This is a genomic window from Intrasporangium sp. Soil_C_50, assembly GCF_057656595.1.
In genome coordinates this window covers 413398-434759 of the sequence record NZ_JBDGKB010000001.1, presented here as the reverse complement: position 1 = coordinate 434759, position 21362 = coordinate 413398, and the positions used below count along the sequence as shown (strand labels likewise).

The window sequence follows — 21362 nt, the reverse complement described above, 5'->3', positions numbered from 1 at the left end:
ATGTGGACGGGCCCGCTCGCTGCAACCACCGGTTCACACAGCGTCGGCGTTGTTGACATGCCCGTAACACGGCGCGCGTCCCGGTGAAACCGCCCGTCCCCAGACTCGGCGCATGACACCAGCACTGATGCCCCTCGCGGCAGAAGCTCCACAGATCAACGAGGCCGCGACCGCGTTCATGCTCGTCGCCTCCTCGATGGTCCTGCTCATGACGCCGGCTCTCGCCTTCTTCTACGGCGGCATGACCCGGTCGAAGTCCGTCCTCAACATGATGATGATGAGCTTCGGGGCCCTGGCCGCCGTCGGCATCGTCTACGTGCTCTGGGGCTACTCGATGTCCTTCGGCAACCTGCAGGACGGCTCGGGCGACATCGGAGGCATCTTCGCCAACCCGTTCCACCTCTTCGGCCTCGGCGCCCTGGCCGACGCCAGTGGTGCGGCCCGCCTCGTCGACCCGTTCGGGGTCGGCGTCTGGATCCCGGAGTACGTGTACGTCGGCTTCCAGCTGACCTTCGCGGTCATCACCGTCGCCCTCATCAGCGGTGCCATCGCCGACCGCGTCAAGTTCGGCACGTGGATGGTCTTCTCCGTCGTCTGGGTGACGATCGTCTACTTCCCGCTCGCCCACATGGTCTGGGGGGGCGGGTTCCTGTCCAGCTCCGCGAACGGCCTGTCGGCCAAGCTCTTCGGCGTCACCGACGGCATCGCCTCGGTCATTCCGATCGACTTCGCCGGTGGGACGGTCGTGCACATCAACGCCGGTGCGGCGGGCCTGGCCCTCGCGATCCTCGCCGGAAAGCGGCTCGGTTTCGGCAAGGTCGCGATGCGCCCGCACAACCTGCCGCTCGTCATGATCGGCGCGGGCCTGCTGTGGTTCGGCTGGTTCGGCTTCAACGCCGGCTCCGAGCTCGCCGCCGACGGTGTCGCCTCGAAGGTCTGGCTCAACACGACCGTCGCCACGTGCGCCGCGGCCGCGGGCTGGCTCATCGTGGAGAAGCTGCGCGACGGCCACGCCACCTCGCTCGGTGCGGCGTCGGGTGTCGTCGCCGGCCTCGTGGCCATCACCCCGGCCTGTGGCGCGCTGACGCCGGTCACCTCGATCATCCTCGGCGTCGTCGCCGGTGGCCTGTCCGCCGTCGCCGTCGGCCTCAAGTACAAGCTGGGCTACGACGACTCGCTCGACGTCGTCGGGGTCCACCTCGTCGCCGGCCTCTGGGGCACCATCGGTGCTGGCCTGCTCGCCACCGGGACGGGCCTGTTCCTCGGCGGCGGTTGGCAGCAGACCGCGCTGCAGGTCATCATCGCCCTGATCTCGGTCGTGTGGTCCCTCGTCCTCACCTTCGCCATCGGCTGGGCCCTCAAGGTCACGCTCGGTTGGCGGGTCAGCGAGGATGCGGAGTCCGAGGGCATCGACCAGGTCGTCCACGCCGAGACCGGCTACGAGCTCGGCGGCTTCCCGGCCTCCACCGGCCGTTCCGCCGCTGCCCGTCCAGTCGCCACCGCTTCGCAGGTCGAAGGAGCCAACGCATGAAGCTCATCACCGCCATCATCAAGCCCCACCAGCTCGACGAGGTGAAGGAGGCCCTCGAGGCCTTCGGGGTCGCCGGCATGACGATCAGCGAGGCCAGCGGCTACGGCCGCCAGCGCGGCCACAGCGAGGTCTACCGCGGTGCCGAGTACACCGTCGACTTCGTGCCGAAGGTCCGCCTCGAGGTGCTGGTCGACGACGTGGACGCCTCCGACGTCCTCGACGTCATCCTCAAGGCGGCCCAGACCGGTCGCATCGGTGACGGCAAGATCTGGGCCGTCCCCGTCGACGAGGTCGTCCGGGTCCGCACCGGGGAGCGCGGCGTCGACGCGCTCTGAGCGTCGACCCACCCTCCAGCACCACCGAACGCAACGCACGCACACACGCACCACAAGGGGACGGCGAGAACCTGACATGACGGATGTGACCACCCGACGTCTGGACCTCGCCGGCACCCGGACCTTCGCGACGCCCGGCGCCGGCCCCACCCGGCGCCGGGCGCTCGCGGAGTTCGGCTTCGGCTGGCTCCAGGAGCTCTGGCGCGAGGCCTGCGCGGGACGACGCCACGCCGGCGTCGCCCTCGCCGCGGTCGGCTCGCTCGCCCGCGGCGACGGTGGCCCGCTCAGCGACTACGACCTCGTCCTCGTGCACCACCCGCGCGGCCTGTCGGGCAAGGAGGTCGGCGCCTTCGCCGACAAGCTCTGGTACCCGATCTGGGACGCCGGGGTGAAGCTCGACCACAGTGTCCGCACCGTCGCCGACTGCAGGGCCGTGGCGTCCGAGGACCTCTCGGCGGCGGTCGGCCTGCTGGACCTGACGCACGTCGCGGGCGATGCCGACGTCGTCAACGCGGCCCGCTCGACGGTCGCCCACGACTGGCGGGCCAACGCCCGCACCAGGCTCGGCGAGATGCAGGACTCGGTGATCCAGCGGCACGCCCGGCAGGGCGACCTCGCCCACCTCATCGAGCCCGACCTCAAGGAGGCCCACGGCGGCCTGCGCGACATGTCGGTGCTCCGGGCCCTGACCGCGGCGTGGCTCACCGACCGCCCGCACGGCGAGGTCGACGACGCCTACGAGCGCCTCCTCGACGTGCGCGACGCCATCCACGTCGTCACCGGCCGCGGCCGTGACCGGCTGACCCGCGACGACCAGGACGCGTGCGCGGCGCTGCTCGGCTACACCGACGCCGACGACCTGCTCACCGACCTCTCGACGTCGGCCCGGACCATCGCCTACGCCGTCGACGGCACCGTGCGCCGGGCCATGCAGTCGCAGCGGGCCCGGACCCTGCGCGTCGGGCCCCGGCGGCCGCAGCTCGCACCGCTCGGCTACGGGCTCTACCGGCACGACGGCGAGGCCGTGCTCGGGCCGTCGGCGGACCTCGCGTCCGACCCGATCATCCCGCTGCGCGCCGCCGTCGTCGCGGCCCGCGGAGGCATCCCGCTGTCGCCGACCACCCTGAAGAACCTGGCGGCACAGGCGCCCCCGATGCCCGAGCCGTGGCCGGAGGTCGCCCGCAACCTCTTCGCCGACCTGCTCGCGGCCGGGCCCGGGCTCGTCACCGTGTGGGAAGGCCTCGACCTGTCCGGCGTCATCGAGCGCTGGATCCCCGAGTGGGGCATCGTGCGCAGCCGGCCGCAGCGCAACGCGGTGCACCGGCACACCGTCGACCGCCACCTCATCGAGACCGTCGTCGCCGCCAGCGGCATGGTCCGCGACGTCGCCCGTCCCGACCTGCTCATGCTCGCCGCTGTGCTCCACGACATCGGCAAGGTGCCGGGCGCGCAGGACCACGCGGTCACCGGGGCGCAGATCGCCGACATCGTCCTGCGGCGCATGGGCGTCTCCGACGCCGACCGCGCGACCGTCGTGCGGCTCGTCCGCGAGCACCTGACCCTCGTCGACCTCGCGACCCGACGCGACCCGGAGGACCCGGCCACCATCACGGCCCTGTCCGACGCCGTCGACGGCTCGCTGACGACGCTCGACCTGCTGCGCGCCCTCACCGAGGCGGACGCGTCGGCGGCCGGCCCCAAGGCGTGGAGCGACTGGCGGGCCGGGCTCGTCACGCGCCTGTACGACGCCTGCCGGTCGGCCCTCAGTGCCCGCACGGATGGAGAGGGGCCCATCGTCGTGGAACCGATGGAGAGCGTGCCGCTCTCGGCGGAGGCGCAGGGACGCGTCGCCTCGGGGGAGCCGTACGTCACCGTGACCTCGTTGGGCGGCGCCCACCGCATCGACATCGTCGACCGCGACCGCGCCGGCCTCTTCGCCGACACCGCCGGCCTGTTGGCCGCCCACGGGTTCGTCGTGCGCTCGGCCATCGTGCGCACCCTCGAGGGCCTCGCCGTCAACGAGTGGTGGGTCGACGCGCCGAGCAGCGAGACGCCCTTGCCCGAGGTCATCGCCCGCGACCTCACGCGGGTGGCGGCGGGGGACCGGGCGCCACTCGGCAAGCTCCAGCGCCGCCGGTCCTCGAGCGTGCGCAGCCCCGGCTCGGGCTCGGTCGACTCGACGCGCGCCATGGTCATCAGCAGCGCGTCCGAGTCCGCGACCGTCATCGAGGTGCGCGCCACCGACCGCCCTGGGCTGCTCCAGGACATCGGCATCACGCTGGCTCGGGCGTCGCTGTCGGTGCGCTCGGCCCACATCGCGACCTACGCCGGGCAGACCCTCGACACCTTCTACGTCACCGAGTTCGGCGGCGGACAGCTCGCGCCGGCACGAGCGGCGCAGGCCGTCGCGATGATCATCGACACCTGCGACGCCGACTGACCCCCCCCGACCCCGCCGATCCAGCCCCTTCCTCGCCATTCGAGGTATTCCGCGCCTCCATACGGTCGCCGAATACCTCGAACCAGCGGGGAGGGCCGCTGCCGGACGTCAGTCGAGGAGGCCGGCCAGGCGGCCACGGTGGCGGCGGTCTGGGCACGACGCCGCGGCGGCTAGAGTTGCCGGGTGTTCGCATCCCTGTCTGACCGGCTGACCGCCACCTTCAAGAACCTGCGCGGCAAGGGCAGGCTCTCGGAGTCCGACGTCAACGCGACGATCCGTGACATCCGGCTCGCCCTGCTCGACGCCGACGTGGCCCTGCCCGTCGTCAAGCGCTTCACCTCGCGCGTGCGCGAGCGGGCGCTCGGTGCCGAGGTCAGCCAGGCGCTCAACCCGGCCCAGCAGGTCGTCAAGATCGTCAACGAGGAGCTCGTCGGCATCCTCGGCGGCCAGACGCGCCAGCTCCAGCTGGCCAAGCAGCCGCCGACCGTCATCCTCCTCGCGGGTCTGCAGGGCTCGGGCAAGACGACGTTCGCGGGCAAGCTCGGCCACCGCCTCAAGGAGCAGGGCCACACACCCGTCCTCGTCGCGGCCGACCTCCAGCGCCCCAACGCCGTCACCCAGCTCGAGGTCGTCGGCGAGCGTGCCGGCCTCCCGGTCTTCGCGCCCGAGCGCGGCAACATGGGCGGCCACGACGCCGTCCTCGACTCCGGCGAGGGCACCCGCTCCTTCGGCGACCCGGTCGCGGTGTCGCGGATGGGCATCGAGCACGCGCGCGCCAAGCAGTACGACGTCGTCATCGTCGACACCGCCGGCCGCCTCGCCGTCGACGCCGACCTCATGCAGCAGGCGTCCGACATCCGCGACGCCGTGCAGCCCGACGAGGTCCTCTTCGTCATCGACGCGATGATCGGCCAGGCCGCGGTCGAGACGGCCCAGGCCTTCCACGACGGCGTCGCCTTCACCGGCGTCGTGCTCTCCAAGCTGGACGGCGACGCCCGCGGTGGCGCCGCGCTGTCGGTCGCCGAGATCACCGGCGAGCCGATCATGTTCGCCTCGGTCGGCGAGAAGGTCACCGACATCGAGGTGTTCCACCCCGACCGGATGGCCAGCCGCATCCTCGACATGGGTGACGTGCTGACGCTCATCGAGCAGGCCGAGAAGGCGTTCGACAAGCGCCAGGCCGACGAGATGGCCCGCAAGTTCCTCGCTGAAGAGGACTTCACGTTCGAGGACTTCCTCGAGCAGATGAACGCCATCAAGCGCATGGGCTCGCTCAAGTCGATGCTCAAGATGATGCCGGGCATGCAGGGCATGCGTGACCAGCTCGACGCCTTCGACGACCGCGAGTTCGACCGCGTCGAGGCCATGGTCCGCTCGATGACCCCCTTCGAGCGCACCCACCCCAAGCAGATTAACGGCTCGCGCCGCGCACGCATCGCCAAGGGTTCCGGCGTCACGGTCACCGACGTCAACCAGCTGCTCGAGCGGTTCGGCCAGGCCCAGAAGATGATGAAGTCGATGGCGCGCGGCGGGGGTGGCGGCCTGCCCGGCATGCCGGGCATCCCCGGCAAGGGCAAGCGCGGGCGGCAGCAGCAGCCGCAGCGCAAGAAGAGCAAGAGCGGCAACCCGGCCAAGCGCGCCGCCGAGGAACGGGCCGCCCTCGAGCGCGCGAACGCGCCCCGGCAGCCGGCCGGCAGCTCCTTCGGCGGCGGCGCCGACGGCTCGGCCGACCCGCTCGCCGACCTCGACCCGTCGACCCTGCCCAAGGGCTTCGAGAAGTTCCTCGGCAAGAACTGACGCTTCCGGGGGCACGGGTACGACGTCACCGCCGCGGCCGCGGCACGCCGACGGAGGACCAGATGTGAACTCCGGATCATCCTCGGGAGTGGATACGCGCGCCCGTCCCCGGGGGGACGATGGGTTGGGACAGAGGAGCAACGCGCACCCGAAGTAGGTGGCCCTCGATGACCACGACCACTCCATCGAACCCGGTTCTCGCACCAGCGGTCAACGACGCATCGTCGCCTCAGCCGCCGGTCCCGCAGAAGCAGAAGAAGGGACGCTGGGTCCTGCCGGTCGCCGTCGGCGCAGTCGCCTTCGGCGCCGGTGTCGGCGTCGGTTCCAGGTTGACCTGGAGGTTCTCGGCCTGGTGGAAACCGTCCTGAGGTAGGACCTCGCCCTCGGTCGCTGACCCAGCCGGCCGGCGCAGATGGGACGGACCCGGCTGGCCGCCTCGCTCGTCGTCGTCGCGTCGATCGCCTGACGCACGTGGCCGACGTCCCGACTTGTCCCGGATCTCCCTGATTCCGGGTTGTCCTGTGACTCAGTGTCGTTCGCCCACGGCGAACCAGGCGGCACGGCCGGAATGCCGGTCCGTCCTCCTTCGCTGCACACGTGAGACCACCCGCGCGGCGCTCGCGCCGGGACGAGGGGACAGAGATGGGGATCTTCGAGATGCCGGCGGCCAGCGAGCCTGGCGATGACGACCTGCTCGACGCGTACTCCCGCACCGTCAGCTCCGTCGCCCGGCGTCTGGCCCCGGTGGTCGCGAGCCTCCGGGTCAGCAGGCGGTTGCGCGGCGGCACGGCGGAGGGTGGTGGGTCGGCGGTCGTGCTCACCGAGGAGGGCCTGCTGCTGACCAACGCCCACGTCGTCGCCGGAGTCGACCGCGGCACGGCCCACTTCACCGACGGCACGTCGGTCACGGTGCACCTCGTGGGCACCGACCCGCTGTCCGACCTCGCCGTCGTGCGCGCCGAGGCGACGCTTCCCAGCCCGCCCGCGTTCGGCGATGCCGACCGCCTCGAGGTCGGCCACGTCGTCGTGGCGATCGGCAACCCGCTCGGCCTCGAGGGCAGCGTCACGGCCGGCGTCGTCAGCGCCTTGGGCCGGTCGCTGCCCACACGGTCCGGGTCGGCCTCCCGCTTCGTCGAGGACGTCATCCAGACCGACGCGGCCCTCAACCCCGGCAACTCCGGCGGGGCGCTCGCCGACTCCCGGGCACGGGTCGTCGGCATCAACACGGCCGTGGCGGGGGTGGGGCTGGGCCTGGCCGTCCCGGTCAACGCCACGACGCGTCGGATCATCGAGGCGCTCGTCGACGACGGCCACGTGCGGCGGGGCTACCTCGGTCTGGTGACCGCACCCGTCCCGGTGTCCGACGAGGTGGCCGCACGGCTCGGGCGCCGGGCCGCCCTGCGCATCGCCGAGGTGGTACCCGGCAGCCCGGCGGAGCAGGCCGGCCTGATGCGAGGCGATGTCGTCGTCGCGGCCGACGGGAGGCCGCTCGTCGACGCGCAGTCGCTCCAGCGGATCCTGCTCGACGAGGCGATCGACCGGTCCATGGAGATCACCGTGCTGCGCGGCTCCGCCCTCGTCGACGTCTTCGCGGTGCCGCGCCTCCTGCGCGGCTGAGCGTCCCCGAGCCCGGCGGCGTCTGGCCTGTCCGACGGCAGGGGAGCTCGCCTACGCTCGTGACGTGGTCACGACGAACGGGCTGCGCCGCGTCGTTCTCGCCGACGGCCGTCGCGTCGACACGTGGGAGGGCGGCGACCCCCGGGGGCGGCCCGTCCTCTACTGCCACGGAACCCCCGGCGGGCGTCTGCAGGCAGCTCTCGGCGACGGCGCCGCCCGACGTGTCGGCGTCCGGCTCGTCGCCGCGTCGCGCCCCGGCTACGGTGGGACGACCGACACCGCCACGACGCTGAGCTCGGTGGCGCGCGACACCGTCGAGGTCGCCGACCTCCTGGGGCTCGACGACGTTGCCGTGCTCGGGGTCTCCGGCGGCGGGCCGTATGCGCTCGCGGTCGCCGCCGCGGCTCCGGACCGCGTCGTCGCCGTCGGGGTCGTCGCCGGCGTCGGGCCGCTGGCCGAGCTCGAGCCGGCCTCGGTCGACGTGGAGGCTGCCGGGCACCTGCGCGCCGGACGCGTCGAGGAGGCCGTCACGCGTCAGGACCACCTCGTGCGTGACGGCGGCGCGCACCGCCTCGGCACGTTCGTCGCGCCCGAGCTGCTCGAGCCGTGGACGCCGGCGGGGCGTCCGGGCGTCCCCGCCTACCGCGGCGCCTCGCGCGACGCGCTCGCCGTCGGTCCCGGCTGGGACCTCGACCTCGAGGCCGTCCGCGCCCCGGTCCACCTCTGGTACGGCGACCGCGACCGGGCCGTCCCGCTCGCGCACGGCCTCTGGCTCCACGAGCACCTGGTGACCTCCACCCTCGTCGTCCGCGAGGGAGCCGGCCACCTCGGCACGCTCGTGCCGCACTGGGCCGAGGTCCTCGCGACGCTCCGGGGGTCACACCGCTGAGCGCGGCCGGTGGCGTCCGCGGCTAGGGTCGGAGCCATGACAGCGCCGGTGCTCCATGTCCGCGGTCGCGTGCTCGTCGGTCCTGAGGAGACGGTCGACGAGGTCTGGGTCGTCGACGGACGCGTCACCTTCTCGGCGCCCGCCTCGACCGCCGACGTGCAGACGCTCGAGGGCTGGGTCGTGCCCGGCATCGTCGACGCCCACTGTCACGTCGGGCTCGGGCCGCACGGCGAGGTGCCCCGCGAGGTCGCCGAGCAGCAGGCGATCACCGACCGCGACGCCGGCACCCTGCTCATCCGCGACGCCGGGCAGCCCGGCGACACCCGGTGGGTGGACGAGCGCGAGGACCTGCCGAAGATCATCCGGGCCGGCCGGCACATCGCACGCACCCGCCGGTACATCCGCAACTTCGCCCACGAGATCGAGGAGGAGGAGCTGACCCGGTACGTGCGTCTCGAGGCCCACCGCGGCGATGGCTGGGTCAAGCTCGTCGGCGACTGGATCGACCGCGACCTCGGTGACCTCGCGCCCAGCTGGTCGCGCGAGGCGGCGGCAGCCGCCGTCGCCGCTGCCCACGAGGAGGGCGTGCGCGTCACGGCCCACTGCTTCGGCGAGCAGTCCCTGCGCGACCTCGCCGACGCGGGCATCGACTGCGTCGAGCACGCCACCGGGCTGCAGGACGACACCATCGAGGCGTTCGCCGCCCGGGGCATCGCCATCGTGCCGACGCTCGTCAACATCGCGACCTTCCCGGCCATCGCCGAGCCCGCCAAGGCGAAGTTCCCCGGCTACCACCGGCACATGCTGGACCTGCACGCGCGCCGGCACGCGACCGTCGGGGCAGCGCACGAGGCCGGCATCCCGATCTATGTCGGCACCGACGCCGGGGGCAGCCTGCCGCACGGCCTCGCCGTGCAGGAGATGGTCGAGCTGACGCAGGCCGGTCTGACGCGCCTCGAGGCGCTCGCCGCCGGCACGTGGTCGGCGCGGGCCTGGCTCGGGCAGCCTGGGCTCGAGGAGGGGGCGGACGCCGACCTGCTCGTCGTGCCCGGCGACCCGCGCGAGGACCTCGCCGTCCTCGCCGACCCGACCGGAATCGTCCTGAGGGGGCGCGTTGTCCGCTGACCGTCCGTCGGAGCCCGCGTCGGCCGACCCGCCCCTGACCGCCGTCGGCGACCGCGTCGAGGTGCGCCCGCCGCGCGAGTCCGACACGGGGGCCTACGCCGAGGCGGTGACGCGCTCGATGCGGCGTCTGTCCGACTTCGCGATGCCCGACCCGACGAACTTCCCGATCGTCCTGCACAACCAGTCGCCCACCTACCGCACCTTCCTCGTGCTGGCCCGCGACCCCGAGGGCGACCACGGCCTCGTCGGACGCGTCAACGTCGCCAACGTCGTCGGCGGCGCCTTCCGCAGCGCCACCGTCGGCTACGACGCCTACGACCCGTACGTCGGGCGCGGCCTGTTCTCCGAAGGCCTCGAGATGGCCGTCGACCTCGCCTTCGCCGATGAGCCGCACGGCATGGGCCTGCACCGGCTCGAGGCCAACATCCAGCCGGCCAACACCCGCTCGGCCGGCCTCGTGCGCTCGCTCGGGTTCGTCCACGAGGGCTTCTCCCGCGACTTCCTGCACCTGCCCGGGATCGACGGGCGTCGGGCCTGGCGCGACCACGACCGCTACACGGTGCTGTCCTCGGACTGGCCGGCGGTGCCGTACCGCCCCCACGGCCACCGACGCCTCGCCTGCGTCGTCCTCGGCGGCGGCGGGTACGCGGGCCCGGCCGGGCCCGGCCTCGCCCCGGCGCTCGCGGCCGAGCTCGGCGTGCCGCTGCTGTCCGCGTCGGCCCTCGTCGAGCCCGGCTCCCCGGGCGCGCGGGACAGCCACGCGACCGCCGTCCTCTTCGAGCTGCTCCGCACCTCGCCGGTCGGCGGCGTCGTCGAGTGCCGTGCCAGCAGCCCGGAGGTGCGGATGGGATTGGCGCGCAGCGGTTTCGATCCTTCAGTGGTGCCGATCCTCGACGCGGCCGTCGACGTCCCTCGTCGCGAGGTCGTGCGCCACGCGCTGGCCGTGCGGGCCGCCTTCGCCTGAGCCGCGTCATCGACGAGCGGCGGCGCATCGTCGGGCGCGGCGTCGGGTGCGGCGTCGGGCGTGGCGTCGGGTGCAGCATCGGCGCGGTTCGGAGCACGGTGCGCGGTCTGGCAGAATGGGCGGCTGTACCCGTCCGGCCGCAGCCCGGCTGGACCGGACGCCTACACCCGAGCCATGGCTCCCCGCCCGATCCTGCGGCGGTCTCGCCGTGCTCATGACCTGATTGAGGAGACCGCCACCGTGGCTGTCAAGATCCGTCTGAAGCGCATGGGCAAGATCCGTGCGCCGTACTACCGCGTCGTCGTCATGGACTCGCGCACCAAGCGCGACGGCCGTGCGATCGAGGAGATCGGCAAGTACCACCCCACCGAGGAGCCCTCGGTCATCGAGATCGACATGGACCGCGCCAAGTACTGGCTCGGCCAGGGCGCCCAGCCGACCGAGGCCGTCGCCGCCCTCATCAAGGTCGTCGACGAGGGCAAGGTCCGCGTCGCCGAGGCCAAGGCGTCGAAGAAGGACCTCTACGAGGCCGCCATCGCCGCTGCCGGCAAGGGCTCCGACGCGGGCACCTCCGGCGCCACGACGGCGAAGAAGAAGGCCGCCAAGAAGGCCGACGCTCCGGCCGCCGAGGCCGCTCCCGAGGCCGCTCCCGAGGCCGCCGAGGCCGAGAAGAGCGAGTGACCGTGCTCGAGGAGGCGCTCGAGCACCTCGTCAAGGGCATCGTCGACCACGACGAGGACGTCGTCGTGCGTCGCAAGGAGCTGCGCCGCGGCGAGCTGCTCGAGGTGCGGGTCCACCCCGACGACCTCGGCCGCGTCATCGGCCGCTCCGGCCGCACGGCCAGCGCCCTGCGCACCGTGGTCAGCGCCCTCGCGGGCGGCGCGAACGTCCGGGTCGACATCGTCGACACCGACCGCGTCCGCTGAGCCTGCGGACACCGCGGGCTCACGCCGCACCACCTGCACCATCCGACGCCGAGGGGCGTCCCGGGATCTCCCGGGGCGCCCCTCGGTGCGTCCCGGCCCGCTCCCACGACCTGAGAGGATTCTCGGCATGAACGTCGTCCTCGCGCGCATCGGCAAACCCCACGGCCTGCGGGGAGAGGTCACGGTGCAGCTGCACACCGACGACCCCGAGACCCGGTTCGCCGTCGGCACCGTGGTCGGCACCGAGGCCGACCCCGGCTCGGGCGTCCCGCGGCAGCTGACCGTCGCGAGCACCCGGGTGCACCGCGGCATCTGGCTGATCGGCTTCGAGGAGATCCCGGACCGCACCGGGGCCGAGGGCCTGCGGGGCACGCGCCTCGTCCTGCCCGAGTCGCAGCCGCAGGTCGAGGAGGACGCCTACTACGAGGAGGACCTCGTCGGGCTCGAGGTTCGCGACACCACCGGCGCCCGGATCGGCACCGTGAGCGGTCTGGAGATCGGCGCCGCCCAGGACCGTCTCGCCTTCGCCCTCGACGAGGGTTTCACCGCGTGGGTGCCGTTCGTGCGCCGCATCGTGCCGACCGTCGCGGCCGACCACGTCGTCGTCGACCCGCCGCCCGGCCTCTTCGACCTCTACCGCGAGGCGGGCGAGTGACTCCCGACGCGTCCGGCACCGACGCGTGGGCCGCCACCACCGATGCACCCGACGCGTCGGGAAGCGCGGCCGCCCTGCGCATCGACGTCGTCTCGATCTTCCCGGAGTACCTCGCCGCGCTCGACCTGTCGCTCATCGGCAAGGCGCGTGCCGACGGCCTGCTCGACGTCCGGGTCCACGACCTGCGCGAGCACACCCACGACCGGCACCGCACCGTCGACGACACCCCGTACGGCGGGGGCGCGGGCATGGTCATGAAGCCGCAGCCGTGGTCCGAGGCCCTCGAGGCCGTCGTGTCGTCGGGGCCTGCCGGCGGCGCCCGGCGGCCACACCTCGTCGTGCCCGGCCCCGGTGGCACCCGGTTCACCCAGGCCCTGGCGCGCGAGCTGGCGCAGGAGCCCTGGCTCGCCTTCGCGTGCGGCCGGTACGAGGGCATCGACGAGCGCGTCTACGAGTACGCCCGCGAGGACCTCGGCCTCGAGGTGTCGGTCGTCAGCCTCGGCGACTACGTGCTCAACGGTGGCGAGGTCGCCGTGCTCGCCATGGTCGAGGCGGTCGGTCGTCTCGTGCCCGGCGTCATCGGCAACGCCGAGTCGCTCGTCGAGGAGTCGCACGAGGACGGCCTGCTCGAGTACCCGATCTACACCAAGCCCCGGGAGTGGAAGGGTCGCGTCGTGCCCGACGTGCTCCTGTCGGGCAACCACGCGGCCATCGCCGACTGGCGCCACGCGCAGCGCCTCGAGCGCACGGCGGCCCGACGCCCCGACCTGCTCCACGCCTCGCACGGCGCGGGGGAGGCCGAGATCCGGCTCGCGACGCCGGCTGACGTGCCCGAGCTGTACGTGCTGACCCGCGCCTGCTGGGTGGAGGAGGCGCTCGTCAACGACACCCTGGCGATCCCCGCGCTCACCGAGACGCTCGAGGACGCCCGGGCCGCGCTCGACGCCCACGCCACGTGGGTCGCCGTCAAGGGCGGCCGGCTCGTCGGCTCGGTGCGCACGTCGCGGCACGGCGACGACTGGTACGTCGGCCGCCTCTGCGTCGTCCCGGACCTCCGGGGCCAGGGCCTGGGTCGGCGCCTCCTCGAGCACGCGGAGTCGACGGCCCCCGACGACGTCCGGTCGTTCGCCCTCGACACCGGTGAGCACAGCACCCAGAACCTGCGCCTCTACCGCCGGGTCGGCTACCGCGTCGACGCCTCGGCGCAGCCCGACGTGCCGGGCGCGGTCCGCCTGCGCAAGCGCCGCCGGCGCTGACGCGTCGGTGGGGTGACGCGTCAGTGGGGTGACGCGTCGGTGGGGTGACGCGTCGGGCCGGGGTGACGCGTCGGAGGGTGACGCGTCCGGTCTGGTGATGAGTCGGCTCAGGACACGAGGGCGGTCCGGAGGTCGTCGGGCAGGATCCGGCGCTCGCGGATGAAGCGGGCCTGGACCCCGGCCGTGATGGCCTGTGTGGCCATGATGGCGAAGAGGACGACGACCTGCGCCGTCGCGGCCTGGACCGCGCTGCCGCCGCCGAGCATGACGCCGATGAACGCGCCGGGCAGGGTCACCAGGCCCGAGGTGCGCACCTGGTCGAGGCTCGGCACGATCCCCTCCGGGACGCGTCGGGCGATGATCTCGTCGATGGCCTGGTCGGCGGTCAGGCCGACCGACAGGGCCGCCTCGTACTGGCCGTGCTCCTCGCGCAGCGCCGCGAAGGTGCGGCGGCCGACGAGCGTGTGCACGGTCATGGTGTTGCCGATGACGATGCCGGCCACGGGGATGAGCGCGAGTCCGGTGAACGGCACGGTGCCCGACGCCACGACGATCGTCACGACGGGAACGACGCCGCACGCCATCGCGACCGCCGCCCACGGCCACGACCCCGGCGCACCGACCCGCCTGGCCGTCGTCGCGACCGCCGTCGCGAACATGACGCCGACGGCGAGCAGCGAGAGCCAGATCGAGCCCACGACGGCCGTGATGACCAGCGCCACGAGCGAGAGCTGCACGATCGCGCGCACCCCCGCCACGACCGCCTGCCGGTCGAGCGGGATGCGGCCGACCCGTTGGGCCACGACGGTGACGGCGAGCAGCACGACGAGCGCGAGGGCCACGGGCCAGCCGGGGGAGACGTCCACGCCGCCACCGTAGACTCGTCTCCGATTTCAGGTCTGCGCCGCGCTCTGGCAGACTTGCTCCTTGCGTCCGGCACACGACGGCCCCTGCCACAGGGGGAGTCGGGTCACCAGCACCGCGGGTCTGTCCCGCCGGGTGGCCCACGCGGCCCGGCCGGCGCGCACCATGACCTGCGAGGGGTGGCCTGTGGCACCCAGGAAAGCGAACCCATCATGCACACGTTCGACGAGCTCAACGCCGCCTCGATGCGCACCGACGTCCCGGAGTTCCGCGCCGGCGACACCGTGAAGGTCCACGTCAAGGTCGTCGAGGGCACGCGCTCGCGCATCCAGGTCTTCCAGGGCATCTGCATCCGTCGCCACGGCGGCGGTGTCGGCGAGACCTTCACGGTCCGCAAGATCTCCTTCGGTGTCGGGGTCGAGCGCACCTTCCCGCTGCACACGCCGATCATCGAGAAGATCGAGCTCGTGACCCGCGGTGACGTCCGTCGCGCCAAGCTCTACTACCTGCGCGGCCTGCGCGGCAAGGCCGCCAAGATCCGCGAGAAGCGCGACAGCGTCCCGGCCAAGGCCGACGCCAAGAACTGACGCGCGGCGTCAGGTTGACCACCCGAGGCGCGGTGGGTCCCCACCCGGGCGTGCCGGCATGACCGGCACCCCACAGGACGAGGGACCCGCCGCGCCTTCGGCGTCCCCGGCCCACCCAGGGGTCGCCCGGTCGCGCAGCGCCCTGCGCCGGCACCGCTGGATGATCGGTCCGGCCGTGCTGCTCCTCGCCGTCGTCGTCGTGCGGGCCTTCCTCGTGACGCCCTTCGGCATCCCGAGCGAGTCGATGGAGGACACCCTCCTCGTCGGCGACCGCATCCTCGTCTCGCGCACCACGGCCCCCGAGCAGCTCCAGCGCGGCGACATCATCGTCTTCGACGCCTCGCAGGCGTTCGGTCTGCGCGTGCCCGAGCGCGGCTTCCTCCAGACCCTCGTCGAGGCGGCGCAGAGCATCGTCGGCAAGGGCCAGCCCACCGACTACGTCAAGCGCATCATCGGCCTGCCCGGCGACCACGTGCGCTGCTGCGCGGCCGACGGACGCCTCGAGGTCAACGGCGTCGCGGTCGACGAGCCGTACGTCGCGCCCGGCCAGAAACCGAGCCTCGTGCCCTTCGATGTCCGGGTCCCGGCCGACCGGTTCTGGGTCATGGGCGACAACCGGGGGTCCTCCGCAGACTCCCGCGCGCACCTCGGCGACCCCGGCGGCGGCATGGTCCCGGGGGAGGACGTCATCGGCAAGGTCTGGGTGCGATACTGGCCGCTCGATCGGCTCGGTCCGGTCGACCAGGGCCAGATCTCCTCCGTCCCACGAAATGGTGAGTGATGTCGCAGTACACCGGACGCTCCGAGGACCCGACGCGCGGGCGCTCGGCTGACGGCATCGACGACGAGGACTACCTCGACGACGACTACGACGACGAGCCGCGTCGCGGTTTCGGGGCCACGCTGCTCGCGGGCCTCAAGGAGATCGTCATCGTCGTCGTCCTCGCGATGGCGCTGTCCTTCGTCGTCAAGACCTGGCTCTTCCAGGCCTTCTACATCCCGTCCGGGTCGATGGAGAACACCCTCGTCAAGGACGACCGGGTCATCGTCAGCAAGCTGACGCCCGGCCCGTTCGACCTCAAGCGCGGCGACGTCGTCGTCTTCGAGGACCCGGGCACGCCCTCGCCGTGGCTCTCCGGTGTCGAGAACGCCCACAGCAACGTCGGCGGCCCCTTCCACGACGCCCTCGTCTTCGTCGGCCTGCTGCCCGAGGACGCCGAGAACCACCTCATCAAGCGCGTCATCGGCCTGCCCGGTGACCACGTCCAGGCCGACGAAAGCACCGGCAAGATCAAGGTCAACGGCGTCGAGATCACCGAGCCCTACGTCAAGCCGGGTGACGCACCCAGCCAGGGCAAGCCGTTCGACATCGTCGTGCCGGCCGGCAAGATCTGGGTCATGGGCGACCACCGCTCCGACTCCTCCGACAGCCGCTGGCACGACGACGGCACGGGCACCACCGGGTCGGTGCCCCTGGACAAGGTCGTCGGGCGCGCCCTGTTCGTCGTGTGGCCCATCGACCACGTCACGTGGCTCGGCGTGCCCGAGCGCACCTTCGGCTCGGTGCCGGCCCCCGCAGGCACGCCGACGCCGAAGTCGACGACCAACCCGGCCCCCACGAAGACGACGGCCACGGCCACGACGCCGGCCGGCTGACGCGTCGACCGTCCTGCCGCCGGCTCGCGCCCCACACCACTTTCCCGAGAACCCGCCTGAGATCCCCGCCCCGATGCCTCGCCCCGCACCCTCGAAGAAGCCCTCGCTGCGCGTCGAGCGCGCCCTGCAGCGCTCGGGCCACCGGCTGCTCGCCGGCATGGACGAGGTGGGCCGGGGCGCCCTCGCGGGGCCGGTCAGCGTCGGCGTCGTCGTCATCGACGAGACGGTCCGCTCGGCGCCGATCGGCGTCAAGGACTCCAAGCTGCTCACCGAGAAGGCGCGGCAGGGGCTCGTCCCGCGGATCCAGCGGTGGGCCGTCGCGCACGCCGTCGGTCACGCGTCCGCCGACGAGATCGATGCCATCGGCATCATGGCCGCGCTGCGGCTCGCCGGCGTCCGGGCGCTCGAGGCGCTCGACCTCGTGCCCGACCTCGTCATCCTCGACGGCAACCACGACTGGCTCACCGCGCCTGGAGAGGTGGGGCTGCTCGCCTTCGCCGACGCCGGCGGACCCTCGACGCCGCCGGTCACGACGATGATCAAGGCCGACATGAAGTGCTCCTCGGTCGCGGCCGCGAGCGTGCTGGCCAAGGTCGAGCGCGACACGATGATGGTCGGTCTCGCGCAGGCCCACCCGGAGTACGGCTGGGGCCTGAACAAGGGCTACGCCGCCCCCGACCACATGGACGCCCTGACGCGGCTCGGGCCGTGCGAGCTGCACCGACGCTCGTGGCGTCTGCCCGGGGTGGGCCCCGAGGCGGGGGTCGGGGTGTTGAATGAGGTGACGGACGCGTCGCTGCCGCCGCTGGCGGCCGACGAGGAGCAGGTGCGGCTGGCCGCGCACAAGCAGACAGGAACGGCGATCACGTGAGCTCGGAAGACCTCGAGAAGTACGAGACCGAGATGGAGCTGCAGCTCTACAAGGAGTACCGCGACGTCGTCGGCCTCTTCACCCACGTCGTCGAGACCGAGCGCCGCTTCTACCTGGCCAACTCCGTCGACGTGAAGGTCCGCACCGACGGTGGTGAGGTGTTCTTCGACGTCACGATGTCCGACGCGTGGGTCTGGGACATCTACCGGCCCGCGCGGTTCGTCAAGAACGTGCGCGTCGTGACGTTCAAGGACGTCAACATCGAGGAGCTGCCCAAGCCCGACATCAAGCTCCCGGAGTCCGGCGACTTCTCCTGACGCGCGCTCGCTCGACGCGGGGGTGACGCGTCGGCGGGAGTCCGTCCACATCCCCCCGACGCGTCGGCCGGTCGTCCACAGGCCACCCGCCGGCCGTGGCCGGCGGATGCCGGCCCGACGACGCTGGTCGGCATGGACCTCCCGACCCGCGTCCTCGGCGACTACGGCGAGCGGCTCGCCGCGCGCTACCTCGCCGAGCACGGCCTGACCATCCTCGACCGCAACTGGCGCTGCGTCCGCGGTGAGATCGACATCGTCGCCGCCGACGCCGGCTGCCTCGTCGTGTGCGAGGTCAAGACCCGCACCAGCGAGGCCTACGGTGCTCCCTTCGAGGCGGTGACGTGGCGCAAGCAGCGACGGCTGCGTCGTCTCGCCGGCCTGTGGCGCGACGCCCACCCGGAGCACCCGGTGGGTGGGCCGCTGCGCATCGACGTCGTGTCGATCCTGTGGGCGGCCGGCTCACGGCCACGCCTGCAGCACCTGAAGGGAGCGTGCTGATGGGTCTCGGGCGTACCCGGGCTGTCGGGCTGCGGGGCGTGCGCGGCTACCTCGTCCGGGTGGAGGCGCACGTCGCCGCCGGGCTGCCCGGCTTCTCCATCAGCGGTCTCGGTGACTCCGCCATCGGGCAGTCCGCCAACCGCATCAAGGCCGCCGCCTCGCTCGTCGAGGAGATGCCGGTCAGCCAGCGGCGCGTCATCATCAACCTCTCGCCGGCCGGGGAACGCAAGGTCGGCACGGCTTTCGACCTCGCGATCTTCGTCGCGGTCGCGGCCGCCATGGGCAAGATCCCGGCCGAGGTCGTGCGCTCGGTCGTGCACATCGGCGAGGTCGGCCTCGACGGCACGGTGCGCCCGGTCCCCGGGGTGCTGCCACTCGTGCACGCCGCGGCCCAGTCCGGGGCCCGGCACGTCGTCGTCCCCGTCGCCAACGCCGCCGAGGCGCGGCTCGTGGCCGGCATCCACGTGCACCCGGCCGCGGAGGTCACCGAGCTCGTCCGGAGGTACGACGCTCTCAGGAAGGGGCGACCCACCGAGGAGGTCGTGGTGCCCGAGTCGCCGGCGGTGGTCGAGGAGGAGGTCAAGGACCTGCGCGACGTCGTCGGACAGGCCGAGGCCAAGCTCGCCCTCGAGATCGCCGCGGCCGGCGGCCACCACCTGCTGCTGGCAGGCCCGCCCGGAGCCGGAAAGACGATGCTCGCCGAGCGGCTTCCCGGCATCCTGCCCCCGCTCGACGGCACCGAGTCGATGGAGGTGACGGCCATCCACTCCGTCGTCGGCGGGTTCCACGACGGCGAGGCCGGTGCCGCACGACTCATCACGCGTCCGCCGTTCGTGGCCCCGCACCACGGCGCCTCGCCGGCCGCGGTCATCGGCGGCGGAAGCGGTCGCATCCAGCCCGGTGCGATCACCCGGGCGCACCACGGCGTCCTGTTCCTCGACGAGACCCCGGAGTTCGACAAGCACGTGCTCCAGGCACTGCGTACACCGCTCGAACGCGGGATCGTCGCCATCGCCCGAGCCCACGACCACGTCGTCTTCCCGTCGCGCTTCCAGCTGGTCCTCGCGGCCAACCCGTGCCCGTGCGGCCACGGCTGGGGCAAGGGCCTCGACTGCACGTGCACCCCGATGGCCCGACGCGCCTACTTCGGCAAGATCAGCGGTCCGCTGCTCGACCGGGTCGACCTGCAGGTCCACGTGCAGCCGCCGGGGCTGTCCATGGTCGGGCAGCCGCCGGGGGAGCGCAGCGCCGCCGTCGCGGCCCGGGTCGCTGAGGCACGAGCCGTCCAGCAGGCGCGCTGGGCTCCGCACCTGCCCGGGCGCGCCCTCAACGCCGACGTCCCGGGGTCGATGATGCGCGAAGGCCCTTGGCGCCTGCCGTCGTCGGTCACGGCCCGGCTCGACCGGGCCCTCGAGTCCGGCGGGATCAGCCTGCGCGGCTACGACCGCACCCTGCGCTGTGCGTGGACCGTCGGCGACCTCGCCGGCCTGCAGCGACCCGGCGGTGACGAGGTCGAGCTGGCGCTGTCGCTGCGGCGGCAGGCGGTGGCCGCGGCATGAGCGCCACCACGGGCCCCGAGCACGGAGCCGGCGCGACCAGGGCACGGGACGCCACTGCTGTCCTCGGCTCCGCCGATTCCGACGACGTCGGCGAGGTCCGCACCGGCGGTATCGGCGGTCTCGCCCACCACCGCGGCACGGGCGCTACCGAGGGCGGCGGCCTCAGGCTCGTGCCCTCCGCATCCGGCTCGGGGTCGGCCACGACCGGTTCCGGAACCGCTGACGACGTGCGCCGGGCCCGCGCGGCGCTCTCGCGCGTCGTCGAGCCGCGCGACGTCGAGGTGGCCGCGCTGCTGCGGGAGGTCGGCCCGCTCGAGACGATGGACCGCATCCGCGGCGGGCACGGAACCCTCGCCCGGTTCGCCGCGCGGGTGGGCGCCCTCCACGTCGACCGCGACCTCGAGGTCGCAGCCAAGGTCGGAGCACGCGTCCTCGTGCCCGGCGACCCGGAGTGGCCGGACACCCTCGACGACCTCCCCATCCCGCCATGGTGCCTCTGGGTCGTCGGCCGGCTCGACCTCGTCGACACGACGCGGAGGTCGGTCGCGGTCGTCGGGGCGCGTGCCGCGACGACGTACGGCGAGCACATGACCACCGACCTGGCTGCCGGCCTGGCGCGGCGGCAGTGGACCGTCGTCTCCGGCGCCGCCCTCGGCATCGACGCGGCTGCGCACCGCGGCGCGCTCGCCGTCGACGGCACGACGGTGGCCGTGGTCGCGGGCGGCGTCGACCGCCCCTACCCGGCGGCGAACGCCGGCCTGTTGCGCCGGATCGCCGACGTGGGGCTCGTCGTGTCCGAGGCGGCACCGGGAGCGGCGCCCATGAAGGCGCGGTTCCTCTCGCGCAACCGGCTCATCGCCGCGATGACCCGAGGCACCGTCGTCGTCGAGGCCGACCTCCGGTCCGGGTCGCGCAACACGGTCACCCACGCCGCCGGGCTGTCCCGGCCGGTCGGTGCGGTGCCCGGGCCGATCACCTCGATGATGTCGGCCGGTTGCCACCAGGAGATCCGCGACCAGAAGGCCGTCCTCGTCACGAGCGTCGACGAGGTCATCGACCTCGTCGGCGACCTCGGTAAGGACGCGTGCGAGGAGCCCCGCGCCGCCGACACCGTCGTCGACCGTCTGCCGGTCGAGGACCGCGCGGTGCTCGAGGCCGTGCCGTTCCGGCGGCCGGTCGCCCTCGACGTCATCGCTCGTGACGCGGCCCGGCCGCCCCTCATCGTCCGTGCGGCCCTCGCCCGGCTCGAGCAGGCCCGCCTGGTCATCGGCGAGTCCGGCACGTGGCGCAAGGCTCCGAGCCCCCGCCGCAGACCCAGGTCCGCGACCACCGCCCCGGGCACGGCACCGCTGCCCTCGACCAGCCCGACGCTGCCGCTCGAATGATGAGTGCGTCGCTCCACCCGTCTCGCGCCCCGCCCGTCCCGCCCAGCCCCGCTGGCCGGCTCCCTCCCTTCGTCGAGTGAGCGCCTCGCC

The 21362-nt window shown here is 73.2% G+C and carries 21 protein-coding genes; 20 read left to right on the top strand and 1 reads right to left on the bottom strand.

Translation table 11 applies throughout. From position 1 onward, the window contains the following. Positions 1 to 112: 112 nt before the first annotated feature. The 12 genes from AC3A5R_RS02080 to trmD all read left to right on the top strand — a co-directional run bounded on the left by AC3A5R_RS02080 (position 113) and on the right by trmD (position 13535). Positions 113 to 1531 carry an ammonium transporter gene (locus AC3A5R_RS02080; protein WP_487619122.1) on the top strand — a complete coding sequence of 473 codons (1419 nt, stop codon included), beginning with the start codon at positions 113 to 115 and terminating at the stop codon, positions 1529 to 1531. After that, on the top strand, positions 1528 to 1866 hold the full coding sequence (locus tag AC3A5R_RS02075; RefSeq protein WP_323096928.1) for a P-II family nitrogen regulator: 339 nt from the start codon (positions 1528 to 1530) through the stop codon (positions 1864 to 1866). Before AC3A5R_RS02080 ends, AC3A5R_RS02075 begins: the two co-directional genes overlap by 4 nt. Before the next feature lie 76 nt (positions 1867 to 1942). Beyond that, positions 1943 to 4306 (top strand): [protein-PII] uridylyltransferase, encoded by a 2364-nt coding sequence (locus AC3A5R_RS02070; RefSeq protein WP_487619121.1) that lies wholly within the window; start codon positions 1943 to 1945, stop codon positions 4304 to 4306. A 183-nt stretch (positions 4307 to 4489) separates the two neighbouring features. Beyond that, positions 4490 to 6103 carry a signal recognition particle protein gene (gene ffh, locus AC3A5R_RS02065; protein WP_487619120.1) on the top strand — a complete coding sequence of 538 codons (1614 nt, stop codon included), beginning with the start codon at positions 4490 to 4492 and terminating at the stop codon, positions 6101 to 6103. Positions 6104 to 6745: 642 nt separating this feature from the next. Then, positions 6746 to 7720 carry a S1C family serine protease gene (locus AC3A5R_RS02060; RefSeq protein ID WP_487619119.1) on the top strand — a complete coding sequence of 325 codons (975 nt, stop codon included), beginning with the start codon at positions 6746 to 6748 and terminating at the stop codon, positions 7718 to 7720. A 64-nt stretch (positions 7721 to 7784) separates the two neighbouring features. Beyond that, entirely contained in the window at positions 7785 to 8609 is an 825-nt protein-coding gene (locus AC3A5R_RS02055; RefSeq protein ID WP_487619118.1) for an alpha/beta fold hydrolase, read from the top strand. A 36-nt stretch (positions 8610 to 8645) separates the two neighbouring features. Next, positions 8646 to 9734 (top strand): amidohydrolase family protein, encoded by a 1089-nt coding sequence (locus AC3A5R_RS02050; RefSeq protein WP_487619117.1) that lies wholly within the window; start codon positions 8646 to 8648, stop codon positions 9732 to 9734. After that, entirely contained in the window at positions 9724 to 10698 is a 975-nt protein-coding gene (locus tag AC3A5R_RS02045; RefSeq protein WP_487619116.1) for a GNAT family N-acetyltransferase, read from the top strand. The genes AC3A5R_RS02050 and AC3A5R_RS02045 overlap by 11 nt, the downstream gene beginning before the upstream one ends. 240 nt (positions 10699 to 10938) lie before the next feature. Beyond that, on the top strand, positions 10939 to 11379 hold the full coding sequence (gene rpsP / locus AC3A5R_RS02040; protein ID WP_487619115.1) for a 30S ribosomal protein S16: 441 nt from the start codon (positions 10939 to 10941) through the stop codon (positions 11377 to 11379). Positions 11380 to 11381: 2 nt separating this feature from the next. Then, entirely contained in the window at positions 11382 to 11624 is a 243-nt protein-coding gene (locus AC3A5R_RS02035) for an RNA-binding protein (RefSeq protein ID WP_076259953.1), read from the top strand. A 127-nt stretch (positions 11625 to 11751) separates the two neighbouring features. Then, entirely contained in the window at positions 11752 to 12279 is a 528-nt protein-coding gene (rimM, locus tag AC3A5R_RS02030; RefSeq protein WP_487619114.1) for a ribosome maturation factor RimM, read from the top strand. Between the two features lie 74 nt (positions 12280 to 12353). After that, a complete protein-coding gene (gene trmD / locus AC3A5R_RS02025; RefSeq protein WP_487620104.1) occupies positions 12354 to 13535 on the top strand; it encodes a tRNA (guanosine(37)-N1)-methyltransferase TrmD in 1182 nt (393 codons plus the stop codon). A gap of 107 nt (positions 13536 to 13642) precedes the next feature. Here the strand turns inward: trmD and AC3A5R_RS02020 are convergent, their stop codons facing one another. Further along, entirely contained in the window at positions 13643 to 14401 is a 759-nt protein-coding gene (locus tag AC3A5R_RS02020) for an ABC transporter permease (protein WP_487619113.1), read from the bottom strand. 210 nt (positions 14402 to 14611) lie between these two features. On the opposite strand from AC3A5R_RS02020, the gene rplS reads away from it, so the two are divergent. From rplS to dprA, 8 genes are all read left to right on the top strand, one after another. Next, on the top strand, positions 14612 to 14986 hold the full coding sequence (rplS, locus tag AC3A5R_RS02015; protein ID WP_487619112.1) for a 50S ribosomal protein L19: 375 nt from the start codon (positions 14612 to 14614) through the stop codon (positions 14984 to 14986). Between the two features lie 58 nt (positions 14987 to 15044). Continuing rightward, positions 15045 to 15767: a signal peptidase I gene (gene lepB, locus AC3A5R_RS02010; RefSeq protein WP_487619111.1), complete on the top strand. Its 723-nt coding sequence runs from the start codon at positions 15045 to 15047 to the stop codon at positions 15765 to 15767. After that, positions 15767 to 16642: a signal peptidase I gene (gene lepB, locus AC3A5R_RS02005; protein WP_487619110.1), complete on the top strand. Its 876-nt coding sequence runs from the start codon at positions 15767 to 15769 to the stop codon at positions 16640 to 16642. Before lepB (AC3A5R_RS02010) ends, lepB (AC3A5R_RS02005) begins: the two co-directional genes overlap by 1 nt. 73 nt (positions 16643 to 16715) lie before the next feature. After that, a complete protein-coding gene (rnhB, locus tag AC3A5R_RS02000) occupies positions 16716 to 17513 on the top strand; it encodes a ribonuclease HII (protein ID WP_487619109.1) in 798 nt (265 codons plus the stop codon). After that, complete coding sequence (locus AC3A5R_RS01995; protein WP_076259797.1) at positions 17510 to 17830, top strand: DUF2469 domain-containing protein; 321 nt, start codon at positions 17510 to 17512, stop codon at positions 17828 to 17830. The genes rnhB and AC3A5R_RS01995 overlap by 4 nt, the downstream gene beginning before the upstream one ends. A gap of 132 nt (positions 17831 to 17962) precedes the next feature. Further along, positions 17963 to 18328 (top strand): YraN family protein, encoded by a 366-nt coding sequence (locus AC3A5R_RS01990; protein WP_487619108.1) that lies wholly within the window; start codon positions 17963 to 17965, stop codon positions 18326 to 18328. Further along, positions 18328 to 19887, top strand: coding sequence for a YifB family Mg chelatase-like AAA ATPase (locus AC3A5R_RS01985; RefSeq protein ID WP_487619107.1), 1560 nt, complete (start codon positions 18328 to 18330; stop codon positions 19885 to 19887). Before AC3A5R_RS01990 ends, AC3A5R_RS01985 begins: the two co-directional genes overlap by 1 nt. Next, the gene (dprA, locus tag AC3A5R_RS01980; RefSeq protein ID WP_487619106.1) at positions 19884 to 21272 is read left to right on the top strand and encodes a DNA-processing protein DprA; all 1389 of its coding nucleotides are present in this window, start codon (positions 19884 to 19886) and stop codon (positions 21270 to 21272) included. Before AC3A5R_RS01985 ends, dprA begins: the two co-directional genes overlap by 4 nt. The last annotated feature ends 90 nt before the right edge of the window (positions 21273 to 21362 follow it).

Coding starts and splice junctions, on each gene's coding strand:
- AC3A5R_RS02060 (WP_487619119.1), top strand. CDS start 6,746: ATGGGGATCTTCGAGATGCCGGCGGCCAGCGAGCCTGGCGATGACGAC.
- rimM (WP_487619114.1), top strand. CDS start 11,752: ATGAACGTCGTCCTCGCGCGCATCGGCAAACCCCACGGCCTGCGGGGA.
- AC3A5R_RS01985 (WP_487619107.1), top strand. CDS start 18,328: ATGGGTCTCGGGCGTACCCGGGCTGTCGGGCTGCGGGGCGTGCGCGGC.
- lepB (WP_487619110.1), top strand. CDS start 15,767: ATGTCGCAGTACACCGGACGCTCCGAGGACCCGACGCGCGGGCGCTCG.
- AC3A5R_RS02070 (WP_487619121.1), top strand. CDS start 1,943: ATGACGGATGTGACCACCCGACGTCTGGACCTCGCCGGCACCCGGACC.
- AC3A5R_RS01990 (WP_487619108.1), top strand. CDS start 17,963: ATGGACCTCCCGACCCGCGTCCTCGGCGACTACGGCGAGCGGCTCGCC.
- AC3A5R_RS02075 (WP_323096928.1), top strand. CDS start 1,528: ATGAAGCTCATCACCGCCATCATCAAGCCCCACCAGCTCGACGAGGTG.
- rnhB (WP_487619109.1), top strand. CDS start 16,716: ATGCCTCGCCCCGCACCCTCGAAGAAGCCCTCGCTGCGCGTCGAGCGC.
- AC3A5R_RS02050 (WP_487619117.1), top strand. CDS start 8,646: ATGACAGCGCCGGTGCTCCATGTCCGCGGTCGCGTGCTCGTCGGTCCT.
- AC3A5R_RS02080 (WP_487619122.1), top strand. CDS start 113: ATGACACCAGCACTGATGCCCCTCGCGGCAGAAGCTCCACAGATCAAC.
- dprA (WP_487619106.1), top strand. CDS start 19,884: ATGAGCGCCACCACGGGCCCCGAGCACGGAGCCGGCGCGACCAGGGCA.
- lepB (WP_487619111.1), top strand. CDS start 15,045: ATGACCGGCACCCCACAGGACGAGGGACCCGCCGCGCCTTCGGCGTCC.
- rplS (WP_487619112.1), top strand. CDS start 14,612: ATGCACACGTTCGACGAGCTCAACGCCGCCTCGATGCGCACCGACGTC.